This window comes from Bradyrhizobium sp. USDA 4369 (assembly GCF_054056435.1).
Map to the genome: position 1 here is coordinate 2,438,438 of NZ_JBSRYH010000001.1, position 16,064 is coordinate 2,454,501.

Genomic DNA, 16,064 nt, shown 5'->3' on the forward strand with positions numbered 1-16,064 from the left:
CCGGCCGGCTTGCCGTGACGCTGCCGCCCCGCCATATATCCCGGCGACCGCAACACGGAGCTTCTCATGAACTGGCTTACCAATGTGGTCCGGCCGAAGATCCGCAACATCCTGCGCCGCGAGACGCCGGAGAACCTCTGGATCAAGTGCCCGGATTCCGGACAGCTCGTGTTCTACAAGGACGTCGAGGCCAACCAGTTCGTCATTCCAGGCTCGAACTACCATATGCGCATGGGCGCAACCGCCCGGCTGAAATCGATGTTCGACAACGAAACCTGGTTCGATGTCGCGTTGCCGGACGTGACGCCCGATCCGCTGAAGTTCCGTGACGAGCGCCGCTACGCCGATCGCATCAAGGATGCGCGGGCGCGGACCGGCATGAACGATGCCGTCAAGGTCGGGTTCGGCAAGCTCGAAGGCATGGGCGTCGTCATCGCCGTGCAGGATTTCGACTTCATGGGCGGCTCGCTCGGCATGGCGGCCGGCGAAGCGATCGTGCGCGGGCTCGAGCTCGCGGTCGAGAAGAAGTCACCCTTCATCGTATTCGCGGCGTCCGGCGGCGCGCGCATGCAGGAGGGCATCCTGTCGCTGATGCAGATGCCGCGCACGACCGTCGCGGTGCAGATGCTGCGCGAGGCCAAGCTGCCCTATATCGTCGTGCAGACCAATCCGACCACCGGCGGTGTCACCGCCTCCTATGCGATGCTCGGCGACGTCCACATTGCCGAGCCCGGCGCGCTGATCGGTTTCGCCGGCGCCCGCGTCATCGAGCAGACCATTCGCGAGAAGCTGCCTGAAGGCTTCCAGCGTGCCGAATATCTGCTCGACCACGGCATGGTCGACATGGTCGTGCATCGTCACGACCTGCGTCCGACCCTGGCGCGGCTGTGCCGCCTGCTGACCAAATCGCCGGCGATCGAACATGCGAAGCCGGCGCCGCAATTGCCGCCGCCGGCCAAGGCGGCCGAGTCCACGGATGCGCCGGCGGTCGCGCCGACCGCGTGAACGAACTCGCCGCCCAGCCACGGCCTTCGCTCGACGAGTTGATCGCGCGACTCTCTGCGCTGCATCCGAGCAGGATTTCGCTCGGGCTCGAACGCATGCAGCGCCTGCTCGCGCAGCTCGACCATCCCGAGCGCAAGCTGCCGCCGGTGATCCATGTCGCCGGTACCAACGGCAAGGGCTCGACGGTCGCCTATCTGCGCGCGATGCTCGAAGCCGCCGGTCTGCGGGTCCACGTTTTCACCTCACCCTGGTTGGTGCGTATCAACGAGAGCTATCGGCTCGGCAAGGTCGGCGGCGGCGTCCTGGTCGATGATGACGAGCTGATCTCCGCGCTGCTGGAATGCGAGCGCGTCAATGCCGGCGCGCCGATCACCTTCTTCGAGGTCAAGACTGTCGCGGCCTTCCTGCTGTTCGCGCAGCATCCTGCCGATGTCGTTCTGCTCGAAGTCGGCCTTGGCGGCCGGCTCGATTCGACCAACGTGGTCGAGCGGGTCGCGGCCTCCGTGTTGACGCCGATCAGCATGGACCACATGGATTTCCTCGGCGACACGCGCGCGCTGATCGCCGCTGAAAAAGCCGCCATCATCAAGCGTGGCTGTCCGGTGATCTCGGCGGCGCAGGAGCCCGATGCGATGGCGGTGATCGAGCGCGAGGCCAAACGGCAGCGCGCGCCGCTGTTCGCAGCCGGTGAGAGCTGGCATGTGAGCGTCGAGCGCAATCGGCTGGTCTATCAGGATGATCGCGGTCTGCTCGATCTGCCAGCGCCGAGATTGTTCGGTCGCCACCAGTTCGACAATGCGGGGCTGGCCATCGCGACCTTGCGCGCGATCGATCAGTTCAGGCTCACCACCAAGGCATTCGAGGACGGCATCGTCAACGCCGAATGGCCGGCGCGCATGCAGCGGCTGTCGAGCGGTGCGCTCACCACGCTGGGGCCGCAAGGAGCCGAGATCTGGCTCGACGGCGGGCATAATGCTGAAGGGGGTCGCGTCGTCGCCGCGGCGCTCGGCGATCTCGAAGAGCGCGTCTCGCGGCAACTCGTCGTGATCGTCGGCATGATGGGCAACAAGGATGCGGCGGCTTTCCTGGCCAATTTCGCCGGGCTGACGCGCCATATCATCGTCGTGCCGATTCCGAACGAGAGCAAGGCGATGGCGCCGGTCGATCTCGCCGCGGCCGCGCGCACGCTCGGCATGCGCGTCGAGATCGCCGATGGCGTGGCGTCAGCGCTCGCCGGCATCGCGCGCCTCGCCTATGAGGCGCCGCCGCGAATCCTGATCACCGGGTCGCTCTATCTCGCGGGTCACGTGCTCGATCTCAACGGCACGCCACCGAGTTGAGGGGAATAGCACATGCGCTTCGCCGCGATCGCCGATATCCACGGCAACCATCTCGCGCTCGACGCCGTGCTCGCCGACATCCGGGCGCAAGGTGTGACCGACATCGTCAATCTCGGCGACATGGCGAGCGGTCCGCTCGATGCCCGCCGCACGATGGATCGGCTGATGACGCTCGACGCCGTGCATGTGCGCGGCAATCACGACCGCTGGCTGATCGACCGGCCGTTCGAGACCATGGGCGGCTGGGAGCGCCCAGCCTACCCCCAGCTCGGCACCGAGCATCTCGACTGGCTGCGCTCGATCCCGGCGACGGCGGTGTATCGCGAGCAGGTGTTTCTCTGTCACGCCACGCCTGAGAACGACAACGTCTACTGGCTGGAGCGTGTCGCGTCCGACGGGGCGATCACCTGCGCGCCGCGCGACGACATCGAGACGATCGCCGCCGGCATTGCGCAGCCGCTGATCCTGTGCGGCCATACCCATACCGCGCGCGCCGTGCGTCTGCGCGATGGACGGCTGATCGTGAACCCCGGCAGCGTCGGCAGCCCCGGCTACTCCTACAATGTCCCGCATCCGCATGTCGTGGAGGCCGGCACGCCCGACGCCCGCTACGCGATCCTGGAGCTGCAGCCGGCCGGCTGGAGCGTGGCGTTCCGCCACGTTCCCTACGACCATCTGCCGATGGCGGCGCTGGCCCGCGCCAATGGCGACACCGAATTCGCGTCGGCGCTGGCGACCGGCTGGATCCGGTAGAGTTCGCGTCGAAACCGGGAAACGCTGAAAACACCCTTCTCAACGCAAACGGCCGGCGATTGCGCCGGCCGCTCGACAAAAATGCTCAGCCCCGCGAGCGTCAGACCGCGGACGAGATCCACTGCTGCAGCTTCGCCTTGGGCGCAGCGCCGACCTGGCGGGAGGCCATCTCGCCACCCTTGAACACCATCAAGGTCGGGATCGACATCACGCCATATTTCGAGGCCGTCTTGGGGCTCTCGTCGACGTTCAGCTTCACGATCTTGACCTTGTCGCCCATCGCGCTCGAAATCTCGTCGAGGGCAGGGGCGATCATGCGGCAGGGGCCGCACCATTCGGCCCAGAAATCGACGACGACCGGGCCGTCCGCCTGCAGCACTTCGCTTTCGAAATCGGCGTCGGAAACCTTGCCAACGGCCATGGGATTACCTCGTTCGGTTGGAGGGAGCGGCGCTGATGTGGCGCCGCCGCAGCGTGGGGGTGAAAGTATGAATGGGGCGATGCCGGGTCAAGCGCGCTCACTCAGACGGGATCGGATAGCAGCATGGCGTCCAGCGCGGAGGCCGGAATCTCCATGAATTCAGGGGCTTCGGTCCAGAGCAGGGCGGCCCGGACCGCTCTCCCAGGATACAGTTGGCCGAGCACCGCGCGGTACAGCGCGAGCTGGCGGACATAGGCCGGGGGCACCTCGGCCAACTCCGACGGTGGCTGCTGGTTGGTTTTGAAGTCGACGATCAGCACCTCGGCTTCGGTCACGACGAGACGGTCGATCTGGCCAGACACCAGCGCGCGCGGCTGTCCGGGCAGGGTGAGACGCCCGACGATCGACACTTCGGCCCGGCTGCCGGGCGCAAACACCGCGGCGAACCGCGGGGCCTGGATCACGGCGAGCACGCGTTCGGCGAGCCCTGCGCGCTGCTCCTCGGGCCAGTCGGCGGCATTGCGCAGCAGGTGGCGCAACGCGGCGTCGCGTCGCCGCTCCGGCATGACCTCCGGCAAGGACTGCAGCAGGCGGTGCACCAAGGTGCCGCGCTGCATCGCGAGGCTGCGCGCCGCCAGCGATTCGCCGGAGCGTACCGGCCGTTCGTCGGCGGAGGGATCGGACGGCCTAAGCACGGCGACCTCGCCTTGTGTCTCGGCGGCGACCGTGCGCAGCCACGCCGGCAGCTCCACGGGAATCTCCACCATGCGTCGCGCCTCATCCTTGGCGGTCTCCGCGATGTCCTCCGCCCGCGCGTAGCGCTTGATCGGCCCGTCCTCGGTCTCGATCACCTCGACCTGGAGGCCCGCCGCGTCCAGCCCGCGCGCCATCAGGTCGTACCAGCTGCCGCCGCGGACGTTGGTCATGTTGCCGGGCATGCAGCCGCCGATGACCAGCCGATCCGCGGCGCGCGTCATCGCGACATACAGCAGCCGGCGATACTCATCCTCGGTCTCCTTGAGCATCGCCGCGCGTGCTGACGCGACAGGCTGCGGATCATCCGACTTGCGTCCGGCCCAGACCACGATTTCCTGGTCGCCATGCGGCACATGAATCAGCCGCAGCCGCTGCGAATCCGCCGGCGATGACGTCGTGTCGACCAGGAACACCACCGACGCTTCGAGGCCCTTGGCGCCGTGCACGGTCATCACCCTGATCTCGTCGCGCGAGATCTCCATGTCGCGCTTCACCTCGGTATCGGCGGCGCGCAGCCAGGCGACGAAGCCTTGCAGCGAGGCCGGTGCCTTGCGCTCGTAGGACAAAGCCATTTCGAGGAATTCGTCGAGCGCGTCATTGGCCTCGTGGCCGAGCCGCGCCAGGATGCGGCGCCGGCCGCCATCGCCGCCGAGCAGCCAGGCGTAGAACGCGAAGGGAGTGTCCTCCGCGGCCCGGCGCTCGCATTGCTGCAGCCGGCGCAGCACGGCCTGCAGGCGGGCGTCCTCGGCGGCGTGCGCCGTGAGCGCATCGCGCAGCGCGCCGCGGCGCTGCCACGCCAGCTTGAACAGGTCGTCATCGTCGAGGCCGAACAGCGGGCTCTTCAGCGCGATGGCCAGCGCGAGGTCGTCCTGCGGCAGCAGCAAAGCGTCGGCGAGGTTCATCAGATCGATGATTGCGATATGCTCGGTCAGCTTCAACCGGTCGGCGCCCGCGACGGGAATCTCGGCATGCTTCAGCGCCTGGATCACGGCATCGAATGCAGTGCCGCGCCGGCGCACCAGGATCAGCATGTCGCCATAGCTGAGCCGCCGCCGCGCGCCGTCATGCCCGGTCATGGTGCCTGCGCGGATCAGCCGTTTGATCTCGGCCTGGATGCGCCGTGCCAGCTTCACTTCGGGGCTGGTGACGGAGACGCCGTCGAACGGCGCGCGCCAGCCCTCGATCTCCTTGCGGTCGTCGCGCTCGCACAGGCTCCACAGCTCGACCAGGCTCGGCCCGGCATCGGTCAGCGAGTTGTGGACGGGATAGCCGATGTCGGGCGAATGGATGCTGCTGTAGACCTCGCGCTCGCGAAACACGTGGTCGACGGCGTGCAGCACGGTCGGGCCGGAGCGGAACGAATAGGTGAAGGACACCGGATCGAACAGCAGGCCGGCGTCGGTGAAGCGCTTCTGCAGTTGCCGTCTGCGGGCATCGAATTCATGCGGATCCGCGCCCTGGAACGAGAAGATCGACTGCTTCTCGTCGCCGACCGCGAAGATCGTGCGTGTCAGCCCGTCGCGCGCACCGGCTCCGGCGGTGAACTCCTCGATGATGTGGGTGACGATGTCCCATTGCCTGGGGCTCGTATCCTGCGCCTCGTCGATCAGCACGTGATCGACACCGCGGTCGAGCTTGTAGTGCACCCAGCCGGCGGAGACCCGGTTGAGCATGACCAGCGTCTTGTCGATCAGGTCGTCATAATCCAGCAGACCGCGCTCCTCCTTCTCGCGGCGATAGTTGGCGGCGGCGGCGGTCGCGATCTGCAGCAGCGCCTCGGTGCGGTCGCGCACAACCGCGGCGCGGCGCTTCTCGATCAGGCGGTCGAGCCGGCGCGCCTCGGACTCGAACAGGCCGGCGAGCCCAGGGTTGGCGTCGGCGAATTTCTTCGTCAGCAGCGATTTGCGTGGCTCCTTGTCCTCGGTGAGGAACACGCGGAGATATTCGTCGACCTGATCGCTGCCCGAGAACGCCAGCGCGGCGCGGAGCTGGTCGGCCTGCTTCTGGTCCGTCTTGGCGCCGCCATCGAGCCGGGCGGCTATGTCGGTCCAGTCCGCGCGCGGCAGATTGGGGCCATCGAGAATGTCACGCTCGATCGCCTCCAGCGTCTCGTCCGGCGCGATGCCGAGCACTTGCCCAAGCTGCTGCGCGGCCACCTCGACGCGGCCCGCGCCGTCGGTCCAGGCCATGAAATGATCGCGGCTGAGACAGGCCTCGCGCACGACCTCCTTGAAGGTCGAGTCGGCGGCGTTGGCCATCGCGACCTGCAGCGCGCGGCCGAGCGCGCTGTCGGGGGCACGCGCGGCGTCGAGCAGCACCTTCAGATTGGCGCGCTCCATCATCTCGGTCTGGTCGCGCTCGTCGAGCACCGAGAACCGCGCCGGCACATTGGCCTCGAAAGGGAATTGCTGCAGCAGCCGGGTGCACAGCGCGTGGATGGTCTGTACCTTCAGCCCGCCCGGCGTCTCCAGCGCGCTGGCGAACAGCTTGCGCGCCGACGCACGCAGCTTCTTGTCGGGCGCGAGGATGCCGGTGGATCTGATGGCGTCGTCGAGCGCGTCGTCGTCGAGCGTCACCCAATGACCGAGCGTCGAGAACACGCGCTCGGCCATGTTGGCGGCGGCGGCCTTGGTGAAGGTGATGCAGAGGATCTTCTCCGGCGGCACGCCGTCGAGCAGCAGCCGGATCACGCGCTGCACCAGCACATGCGTCTTGCCCGATCCGGCATTGGCCGAGACGAAGGCCGACGCCGCCGGGTTCGACGCGCGCGTCTGCGCGTCGCGCACGGCCTGCGGAATGGGACGCGGCGCCTTCACCATTCCTCCACTCCCAGACCACCGGCCGCCGACCATTCCTTGATGCGGGCGAGGTCGTCATAGGCGCCGTAGCGGTTGGCCCACATCGACAGGTTCAGCGAGGTGTAGCCTTGATTGATGTCCTCGAAGCTGCGGATCAGCGCTTCGAGCTTGGCGCGCGCCTCCTGCGCGGCCTGGTCCGGATGCTGCGGCGTGTCGCTCTTGTTGATCTTCAATTCGAGAATGCGCTCCTCGCCCGGCGGGTTGTTGCCGGACAACCGGATATAGACGAGCTGGCTGATCAGGCTGCCGGCGGGGATGCCGTCGAACCCGCCCTCGCGCAGGATCGCCGCTTCCAAGGTGAGCTGCGGCGACAGGCCCATGCGCACCTGCTTGGCCGTCGGCGGCTGGCCGGTCTTGTAGTCGAGAATGGCATAGGTGCCCTCGGCGCGGCGCTCGATGCGGTCGGCGCGGGCTGACAGGATGAAGGTCCGGTCGGGACACAAGGGAATGCCGATCTCGCCGCGGATCTCCGCAGTGATGGCACCGATCTGCGCGCGCCGCGCGGTTTCCCAGGCCGCGAACCAGCCAGCGATGCGCTGGAAACGCGGCCACCACAGCGCCCGCGCCTCGGGGCGCTCCATCAGCGGCGTAAAGTGCTTCTCGCCGATCTGCCGCAGCACGCGCGCGGGATCCGGCGGCAGCGCATCGGCATAGGTTTGCGTGAACTCGCCGATCGCCTCGTGGATCGCCGAGCCACGATCCGCCGCCGACAGCGGCATGTCGACCGGATCGAGCGGATCGAGCCTGAGGATGTAGCGCGCGAAGATGGTGTAGGGATCGCGCAGCCAGTCCTCGATCGCGGTCACGGACATGCGCAGCGGACGCGCCGCCAGCGGCGGCCTCGGCGCCGGCTGTTCGACCGGCTTCACTTCGGGGGGCTGGTCGAGCACCTCGGCATAGCGGACGTAGGTCTCGCCACGGGCGAGAGCGGCCTTCCAGCGCTCGGCGCCGGCAACGGCTTCGAGCCGGTGCAGGAAGCGCGAGGCCACGGCCGGCGCGCCGCCGGATTTCGCTGCGTGGGTCAATATGACTTCGGGGGCCCCGAGCAGCTGCGCGAAGTCATGCGCTGACAGGCCGATGCGGCGCTCGGGCAGATCGAGGCCGAGCTGGTGCCGCATCGGGCGGCTCAGCCAGGGATCGATGCGCGGCGCCGGCGGCCACACGCCTTCGATGAGACCGCCGATGATCATGCGGTCGGCCTGCATCAGGCGGGCTTCGAGCGGGCCATAGATCTGCAGCTGCGCGCCATGGCGCTCGGGGCGGCGCACCGCGCGGTCGGAGAAGGCGGTGTGGAACAGATCCGGATAGTCCGACAGCGGCGCCATCAGGCCGCAGCGCTCGCCGGGGGCAAGCAGATCATCGAAGCAGCGCGCCAGCGCCGCGCCGTCGCGGTCGGTAAAGGCGGTGCTGAGACCGACATCATCAGTCGACAGCGCGATCAGCACTTCGCGATGCCGCGCCGCGAGCTCGGCGAAATCCTGCGGGCGCGGCGAGGCGAGATTTTCCAGCGGCGCCAGCGCGGTCTGCAGTTGCGCGATCAGCGCGCCGGCGCGGTCGAGCTGCTCGGGGCTCAGGCGCGCGCGGGGCTCGGCCCGGTGCAACGATGAGGCTTCGCCCTGATGCAGCCTGGTGTGCTCGTCGCGGAAGCGGGTGAAGTCGCGTGCAAGCCCATTTGTGCCGGCTTGCGGCCGCGTCCCGCGAAGCATCGCGAGTTCGAGCGTCTCGATTGCGCTTGTCCAGCCATGGGCGGCGCGGCCGACGCGGCACAGCGGATGCTTGAGCAGCGCCAGCAAGGTCGACGGCTCCAGGCCGCGCGCGGCGGCCTCGGCAGCGAGGCGGGCGAAGATGCCGGCCGGCGTTTCCAACAGCGCATCGCCGCCGGAATCATCGAAGGTCAGGTGCCAGCGTGTCAGCGCCGCCATCACGCGGCGCGCCAGCGCGCGGTCCGGCGTCACCAGGGCGGCCGATTTGCCGAGATGGCGGGCCTCGCGCATGGCGATCGCAATCGCCAGGGCCTCCATCTCCGGATTGGGCGCGGCGACCACGGCGAGGTCGTCCATTGCTTCGGCGATGTTGGCGGCGACGTCGAGCTGGCGCAGCCGTTCATGCCAGACGGCGGTGGCTTCCGACGGCCGCATCGCTTCTGATATCAGCACCTCCCGCCCGCCGCGGCCGGGATGCGCGAGCCGGATCACGTCGCGCCGCTCCAGGCCGAAGCGCTTGAGCAAGAGGTGCATCGCATATTGCGGATGGTTGACGGCGGGCGGCGTCATCACACGGCCGGCGCGATCCTTGGCGCCGCCGATCGAACTCCATGCGGCTTCATCGAGGTCGGTATCGAGCCCAGGCAGCACCACGGCGGCATGCGGCAGCTTTGCCACTGCAAGCAGGAATTTTGCGGTCGCCGGCATCGAGCCGGTCGAGCCTGCAGCGATCACGGGTCCATCGGGATGTGCCGACAGCCGGGCGGCTTCGGCCGCGATCAGCAGGTCGCGCCGCGCCGCCGGCTCGATGCGCTCGATCTCCTGCAGATAGGCCGGCCACGCGGTGCGCGCGATGCGCAGAAACTCCAGCGAATATTGCCAGTATTTATCGAGCTGGTCCGGCACCAGCGCGTCCAGCGCCTCCCATGACACGCCGCGCGTCACCATGTCGTCGATCAGCCGCGCGAGGTCGCCGGCCAGCGCCAAGGTCGAGGCGGGACCGCCGATCACCAGCGGCGCCGACACCGGCGTCTTGGCCCAGGCCGCCACCAGCCGCGCCAAAGTGAGCCGGCGCTGCAAATCGTCGAGCCGCTCGGGAATTTCCAGCGGCGCCGGGCCGAGGAACGCGTCGCGATCCTCGGCGAAGGCCAGCTCGTCCTCGTCGATGTCGCCGAGCGCGACGAGGCGCGGCAGCACTGCGGCGTCGGTCTTCAGCTCGTCCAGGAACATTTCGCGCGCGACACGGAGCGAGCGGCGCGTCGGCAGATACAGCGTCGCAGTCGCGAGCCGCGCCGGATCGCTGCGCGCCTCAAAACCGTCGACCAGCCGGCCGTCCACCAGCGCCGCGATCACGCTGCGCAGGAACGGGGCCGAGATCGGAACAGTGAAGACGCGCATGGCCTGCGATTCGCGTTGATCGAGGCATCTATATAGGGAGCGATCGGGCGCAGGTCATATCGGGGGTGTGGATGGGTGTTGATAGCTGCGTGACCTTCCGTTCCGGTGCTGGGAGGTGCCGTGGGCAGGAGCCCGATCTGCACCCATCCCCTCCGCTGTCATCGCCCGGCTTGATATTCGCGGGCGATGACAGCGGAGTTGTCGGAACCTGCTGCCCACTCGTCGTCATTGCGAGCGCAGCGAAGCAATCCAGAGTCACGCCCGGAGCCCTGGATTGCTTCGCTGCGCCGCTGCGCTCGCAATGACGGTGAATAATCGCCACGTTTCGGGGCGATGCCGAATGTGAGCCGGCGGCTTCGCCCGGCTACGCCGCGCTCTCCATCAGCGCTTCCTCGGCTTCCATGACCGCGGCCGGCGTGCCGACATGCATCCAGACGCCTTCGAGGCGGAGGCCGAACAGGCGATCCTGCTCGTTGGCCTTGTCGAACATCCGGGTCAGCGAGAATTCGCCCTTCGGCGCGCCGTCGAAGATCGCCGGCGAGATGATCGCGGCGCCGGCATAGACGAACGGGACAACCTGGTGCTCCCGGCGTTTGCGCAAGGTGCCGTCGGCGAGCATCGCGTAGTCGCCGAGGCCCGAATAGCCGATCGAGGTCGCGGTCGGGGCCATTAGCAGCATGATGTCCATGCGCTCCGGATCGAAGGCATCGGCGAGGCGCGACAAATTGTGGCGCACGCCCTCGATCCACATCGTGTCGGAGTTGACGTGGAAGAACGGCTGATGGCCGAGCAGCGGCAGCGCCTTGACCACGCCGCCGCCGGTGCCGAGCACCTGATCGCGCTCGTCGGAGATGGTCACGTGCGGCGCGGTTCGCGCCGCCGTGTGCGCGATGATCTGGTCGGCGAGATAATGGACGTTGACGATGGCTTCGGTGACGCCGGCCTCGGCGAGGCGGTCGAGCACATGGTCGAGCAGCGGACGGCCCGCGACGCGCACCAGCGGTTTGGGCATGGTCTCCGTCAGCGGGCGCATGCGCAATCCAAGACCGGCGGCGAGGACCATGGCTTTGTGCGGCTGGACGGGCATCTTCGAAACATCTCGATCAAAGGTGGTCGACGCGAATCATACCACGCAAATTCAGCTATCGTCTCGGTCGGTTGCGATAGCCTGACGGGATGACGAATATGCGACGACGGCAGCGCCGTCGTGATGCAAGATGCCGCAGCGGTCCGTGTCAGGCTTCGGCGGCCGCGCGCTTGTTGGCCTTCTTCTTGCCCTGTTTCAGGAAGGTGACGCCGATCTGGTCGCCATTGACCCAGGCCAGCTCGCAGCGCCGGTAGGCGAGGCCGGTCGACGACAGCAGCAGGAAGAATTCCTTCAGATGCAGTCCCTCGACGGAGCCTTCGACGGTCAGCTTGGCGCCGGTCTCGGAGACGTCCTCAATGGTGCAGTTGCGCCGCCAGGTGCCGTCGATGCCCATCATGAAAGCCGGGATGCCGCGTTCGAAGACGACGCGCTCGCCCTTCATTCGCTCTGCCATCGCAACCTCCATCCACGCGGCGCTGCCCGGCGCCGCGGCGGCAAGGTAAAGGGAGACGGCTAAGAACCGGTAAAGCTACGGGGAGGCTGGGAAGCGTGTGGCTCGGCCACCCTCCCCCTCCGGGAAAGGGTGGCAGTGAGCGCTTGATTGTCAGTCTTCAGAAAACGTTCGCGCTTACGCCACGCCCACCGGCGGCGGCACATTCGCCGCGTACCAGCCACGCACGGGGTCGAGGGCTGGGTGGGACAATGCGCGGTGCAGGTAGTCCCAGATGCGGGGCTGATGCTTGAGGTATTGCGGCTTGCCGTCGCGGCGGTTGAGGCGGGCGAAGGTGCCGAGCAGGCGGGTGTTGCGCTGGGCGGCCATGATCGCGTAGTGCGCGGCGAATTCCTCCGCGTCGAACGCGGTGGACGCCACCTGCCGCGCGGCGATATAGCGCGTGCGCAGCGCCTGCTCGATGTCCGCCGGCACGTCGATGCGCGCGTCCTGCGCCAGCGACACCAGGTCATAGGCCGGCGGGCCCATCACGGCGTCCTGGAAGTCGATCACGCCGACCCGGGCGATGCCCTTGCGGGCCGGCAGCCACAGCAGGTTCGGCGAGTGATAGTCGCGGATCACCCAGGTCGGCCTGGCCGCCAACGGCGCGTCGAGCAGGTCGCGCCAGAGTTCCAGGAATTCGGCGCGCAGCACCTGCGACGGCGCGACGCCGCGGTCCGGCAGGTACCATTCGAGCATCAGACCGATCTCGATCAGCATCGCGTCGGCGTCGAAGATCGGGACCGTGTAGGTGACCTGCGGCGCCAGCGGCAGCACCGATGGCACGTCCTGCGCATGCAGCGCGGCCAGCAGGTCGGTCGCCGCTTCGTAGCGCTCCACGATCGGTCGCGGCGGATCGCCTTCGATCACGCCCTCGTGCCCGAGATCCTCGGTGATGAGAAAGCCGTGGTCGAGATCGGCGTCGTTGATCTTCGGCGCCGAGATGCCGCGGCCGCGCAGCGCGCCGGCAATGGCCACGAAGGGGCGGACGTCCTCGGCGAGATGCACGGCGCCGCTGTAGGGCTTCCCGTTGTAGATCGCCGGCCCATCGGGCCGCTTCGGCGAGTTCATCAGGATGAAGACGCGCTCGCCCTTATGGAGCCGCGCATAGGACCGGGTCGAGGCGTCACCGGCCATGCGTTCGCGGCGGGATTTGGCGTGGCCGGCCTCGGTGAGGAATTCGCGCAGGACCTTGAGACGCGCGACGATCGCGGCGGCCTTGCCGGTGCCGGTGATCTCGGCGCTGCGCGCGGTGTCGCCCTGGGATGCATCGTGGCGCAGCGCGATGTCGATGCGATCATGCGGCAGCTCGCCGCCGGCGCGTTCCGGCCATTCGATCAGCACGACCGTGGCTTCGGGCAGCGGTGACAGGCCGATCTCCTCCAGCTCCGACGCATCGCTGATGCGGTAGAGATCGGCATGCACTAGCGCGAAGCTCGGCAGATCGTAGCTCTGCGCCAGAGTGAAGGTCGGGCTCGGCACTTCGAGCTCGGCATCATCGGCGAGGTAGCGGATCATCGCCCGTGCCGCAGCGGTCTTGCCGGCGCCGAGATCGCCCGTGAGCGTGATCAGCACGCCCGGGCCGATCAGCAAAGCGAGGTCGGCCATCAAGGCGGCGGTCGCGGTCTCGTCCGCCAGCGCGGTGGTGAATGTCAGTCGGTCCGTCATTCCGCGGCGTTGCGTTGCGCGATGTGGTCGGTCGGGAAGTCACAGGTGACCGTGGTGCCCTTGCCGACCACCGAATCCATCCGCACCTTGCCGCCATGCAGCTCGACGAAGGAGCGCACCAGCGACAAGCCGAGTCCGGCCCCGCGATGGCGCGAGCCCTGCGAGCGGCTGACGAACCAGTCGAACATCTGGTCCTTGAGATCGGGCGGAATGCCGGGTCCGGAATCGGTGACCGAGAACGCGACGCTGTGGTCGGTTCGGCGGGCGCTGACCAGGACGGTCGAATCCTGCGGCGAGAAGCCCACCGCATTGGCGAGCAGATTATAGAGCACCTGCACGACGCGGCGCTCGTCGCCGACGAAGGTGCCGACATTCGGATCGACCTGGACCTTGAGGCGGATGCGGTCGGTGGCCAGCCGGTCCTGCACGCCTTCCGCCGCAGCCTCGATCGCCTTGGCGGCGTCCACCGGCCCGAGTTCGAGCTTCATCGCGCCGGCGTCGATGGTGGCGAGGTCGAGAATGTTGTTGGTGAGGGCCAGCAGCGCGTTGGTCGATTTGGTGACGTAGTCGAGATATTCGGCCTGCTTCGGCGTCAGCGGCCCGGTCGACGGGTCGGACAGGAAATGCGCGAAGCCGATGATCGTGGTCAGCGGCGCGCGCAGCTCGTAGGAGACGTGGTGGACGAAGTCGATCTTCATCTGCCCGGCGGCTTCCAGCGCCTCGTTGCTCTCGCGCAGCGCGCGCTCGACATTCTCGGTGTCGGTGATGTCCTGGAAGGTCAGCATGGTCGCGCCGTCGGGCAAGGGGCGGCTCATGCAATCGAGGACGCTGCCGTCCTTGCGCTCGAGCTTCAGCGCGATGTCGAGACGGTTCTCGATCGAGGTGATGGCCTCGCGGATGGTACGCCAGGCGACGGCGTCGTCGTACAGCTGATGGCACCAGGATTCGACGGCGTCGATGTGCGGATGCTCGCGCAGTTGATCCGGTGACAGCCGCCACATCTTGGCGAAAGCGGGATTGAACAGCTCGACGCGGCCATTGGAGCCGAACACCGCGACGCCCTCGGCGAGGCTGTCGAGCGTCTCGCGCTGGACCCCGGATCAGTCCGTCGAAGCGGCGGGCGAGCGCGAAGCTCTCGGTGACATCGTCGAACAGATAGGTCACGCCGCCTTCCGGATTGGGCGTGGTGACCACGGAGAGCGCGCGGCCATCCGGCAGGAACCAGGTGTCCTTGGCCGCCTCGACGGCGCGATAGGCCTCGTGCAGCTTGGCCTTCCAGGCGCGGAAGTCTGCCTGCTCGGGCAATTTGCGCGCGGCGCGCAGGCGGTCGAGCACCGAGGAATCGTCCGGCTGGCTGTCGAGGAAGGCGGGGTCGAGATCCCACAGGCGCCGATAGGAATCATTGTAGAAAGAGAGCCGGCGCTGGCCATCGAACACGGCGACGCCGGATGAAAGCTGGTCGAGCGTGCGGCGATGCGCCTCGGCCATGCGCACCAGGGCGGTGCGCAGCGCTGCAGCCTCGCTGGCATCGATGGCGACGCCGGCGCTGCCATTGCTCAAGGTGAAGGCGTGCACATCGTGCATGCGGCGCTCGCCGCCGGTCACGATCGGCAGCCGGCCCTCGAAGCGGCCGGCGGCGCCAAGCGCGCGCTGCAGGTCGGTGCGGTCGGCGGAATCGAGCAGTTCGAGATTGCGGCTGATCGCGTCGGGGACGTCACGGGCGTCGGCGGCGCGCGCATAGGCGGCGTTGACATAAGTGAGCGCGCCATTGGCCTGCCGCGCCCAGACCGGCCAGGGCAGGGCGGCGGCGAGCGCGCGCAGCGACTCGGTCTCCTCGCCGAGCGCCTTGAACCTCAGCTGGGTCTCGGCGAGCTCGCGGCGCAGGCCCGACAATTCGCGGATGCGCACGATGGCCTGACCGCCAATGGCGCGGCCCATCGCCTCGATGGCATGGCCATGCGAGCTGGTGAGATGCAGCAGGAAGCCTTCGCCGGCCTCGCGCAGCGCATCGACCGCGCGATCGAGCTGCAGCGCCGGCTCCGGCGGCAGCCAGCTGCCGAAGGCGAGGATGCGTTGCGGCTGATCCTGGGGCACGAGCATCGAGGTGTCGCCGGAGATCTGCGGGCGATGGCCGCCGGCCGGCCAGGCGATCAGGATCTGCGGCTCGGCAAACAGCAGCGCGCGGTAGCGATCGGCCTGCAGCTGCAGCGCGGCGACATCGGCACGCAGCCGCGCTTCCTTGCGTGCGGCTGCCAGCCGCGTGCGCACCAGCGCCACGGCGGCGACCACCGAGAAGCCAAGCAGCGCCAGCATCGCCGTCACCTCGGCGACGTCCTGACGGCTCAATTCGAACAGCGTCGTGACTGCATCCGCCGGCACGCCATTGCCTGCAAAACCCGGTGTCGCCGGAGCAAGCGCGGTCGCTGCGAGCCCGATCAGGCCCTTGCGCGCGAGTGACGTGCATGACAGCAGCGTCTGACGCATCACCACGATCACGCCCGACATTTTTGCCCCAAACCGCACGAAGTTCCGCGCGGCGCCGATCGCGTCGACCGCGCCGTTTCACGAATCAATCAACAATACCC

Annotated in this window: 9 protein-coding genes and 1 pseudogene; 3 read left to right on the forward strand and 7 right to left on the reverse strand. The window is 68.0% G+C overall.

Features of this window, described 5'->3' with window-relative positions; all coding sequences use genetic code 11:
- Positions 1-66: 66 nt before the first annotated feature.
- The 3 genes from accD to ACVIJ6_RS11110 are packed head-to-tail and all read left to right on the forward strand — an operon-like array spanning position 67 to position 3,098.
- Positions 67-1,005, forward strand: coding sequence for an acetyl-CoA carboxylase, carboxyltransferase subunit beta (gene accD, locus ACVIJ6_RS11100; RefSeq protein WP_456772743.1), 939 nt, complete (start codon positions 67-69; stop codon positions 1,003-1,005).
- Positions 1,002-2,345: a bifunctional folylpolyglutamate synthase/dihydrofolate synthase gene (locus ACVIJ6_RS11105; protein WP_456772744.1), complete on the forward strand. Its 1,344-nt coding sequence runs from the start codon at positions 1,002-1,004 to the stop codon at positions 2,343-2,345. The genes accD and ACVIJ6_RS11105 overlap by 4 nt, the downstream gene beginning before the upstream one ends.
- A 12-nt stretch (positions 2,346-2,357) precedes the next feature.
- Complete coding sequence (locus tag ACVIJ6_RS11110; RefSeq protein ID WP_456772745.1) at positions 2,358-3,098, forward strand: metallophosphoesterase family protein; 741 nt, start codon at positions 2,358-2,360, stop codon at positions 3,096-3,098.
- A 100-nt stretch (positions 3,099-3,198) separates the two neighbouring features.
- Here ACVIJ6_RS11110 and trxA read toward each other — a convergent pair whose 3' ends face one another.
- The 7 genes and pseudogenes from trxA to ACVIJ6_RS11145 form a co-directional block, all read right to left on the reverse strand.
- Positions 3,199-3,519, reverse strand: coding sequence for a thioredoxin (trxA, locus tag ACVIJ6_RS11115; protein WP_011942615.1), 321 nt, complete (start codon positions 3,517-3,519; stop codon positions 3,199-3,201).
- A 101-nt stretch (positions 3,520-3,620) separates the two neighbouring features.
- A complete protein-coding gene (addA, locus tag ACVIJ6_RS11120) occupies positions 3,621-7,094 on the reverse strand; it encodes a double-strand break repair helicase AddA (RefSeq protein ID WP_456772746.1) in 3,474 nt (1,157 codons plus the stop codon).
- Complete coding sequence (gene addB / locus ACVIJ6_RS11125; protein ID WP_456772747.1) at positions 7,088-10,234, reverse strand: double-strand break repair protein AddB; 3,147 nt, start codon at positions 10,232-10,234, stop codon at positions 7,088-7,090. Before addB ends, addA begins: the two co-directional genes overlap by 7 nt.
- A gap of 364 nt (positions 10,235-10,598) precedes the next feature.
- Positions 10,599-11,321 carry a nucleotidyltransferase family protein gene (locus tag ACVIJ6_RS11130; protein WP_456772748.1) on the reverse strand — a complete coding sequence of 241 codons (723 nt, stop codon included), beginning with the start codon at positions 11,319-11,321 and terminating at the stop codon, positions 10,599-10,601.
- A 148-nt stretch (positions 11,322-11,469) separates the two neighbouring features.
- Positions 11,470-11,775 (reverse strand): PilZ domain-containing protein, encoded by a 306-nt coding sequence (locus tag ACVIJ6_RS11135; RefSeq protein WP_011942611.1) that lies wholly within the window; start codon positions 11,773-11,775, stop codon positions 11,470-11,472.
- A 174-nt stretch (positions 11,776-11,949) separates the two neighbouring features.
- Positions 11,950-13,479, reverse strand: coding sequence for a tRNA (adenosine(37)-N6)-threonylcarbamoyltransferase complex ATPase subunit type 1 TsaE (tsaE, locus tag ACVIJ6_RS11140; RefSeq protein WP_456772749.1), 1,530 nt, complete (start codon positions 13,477-13,479; stop codon positions 11,950-11,952).
- A pseudogene (locus ACVIJ6_RS11145) lies at positions 13,476-15,984 on the reverse strand (PAS-domain containing protein). The gene tsaE and the pseudogene ACVIJ6_RS11145 overlap by 4 nt, the downstream one beginning before the upstream one ends.
- Between the last annotated feature and the right edge of the window lie 80 nt (positions 15,985-16,064).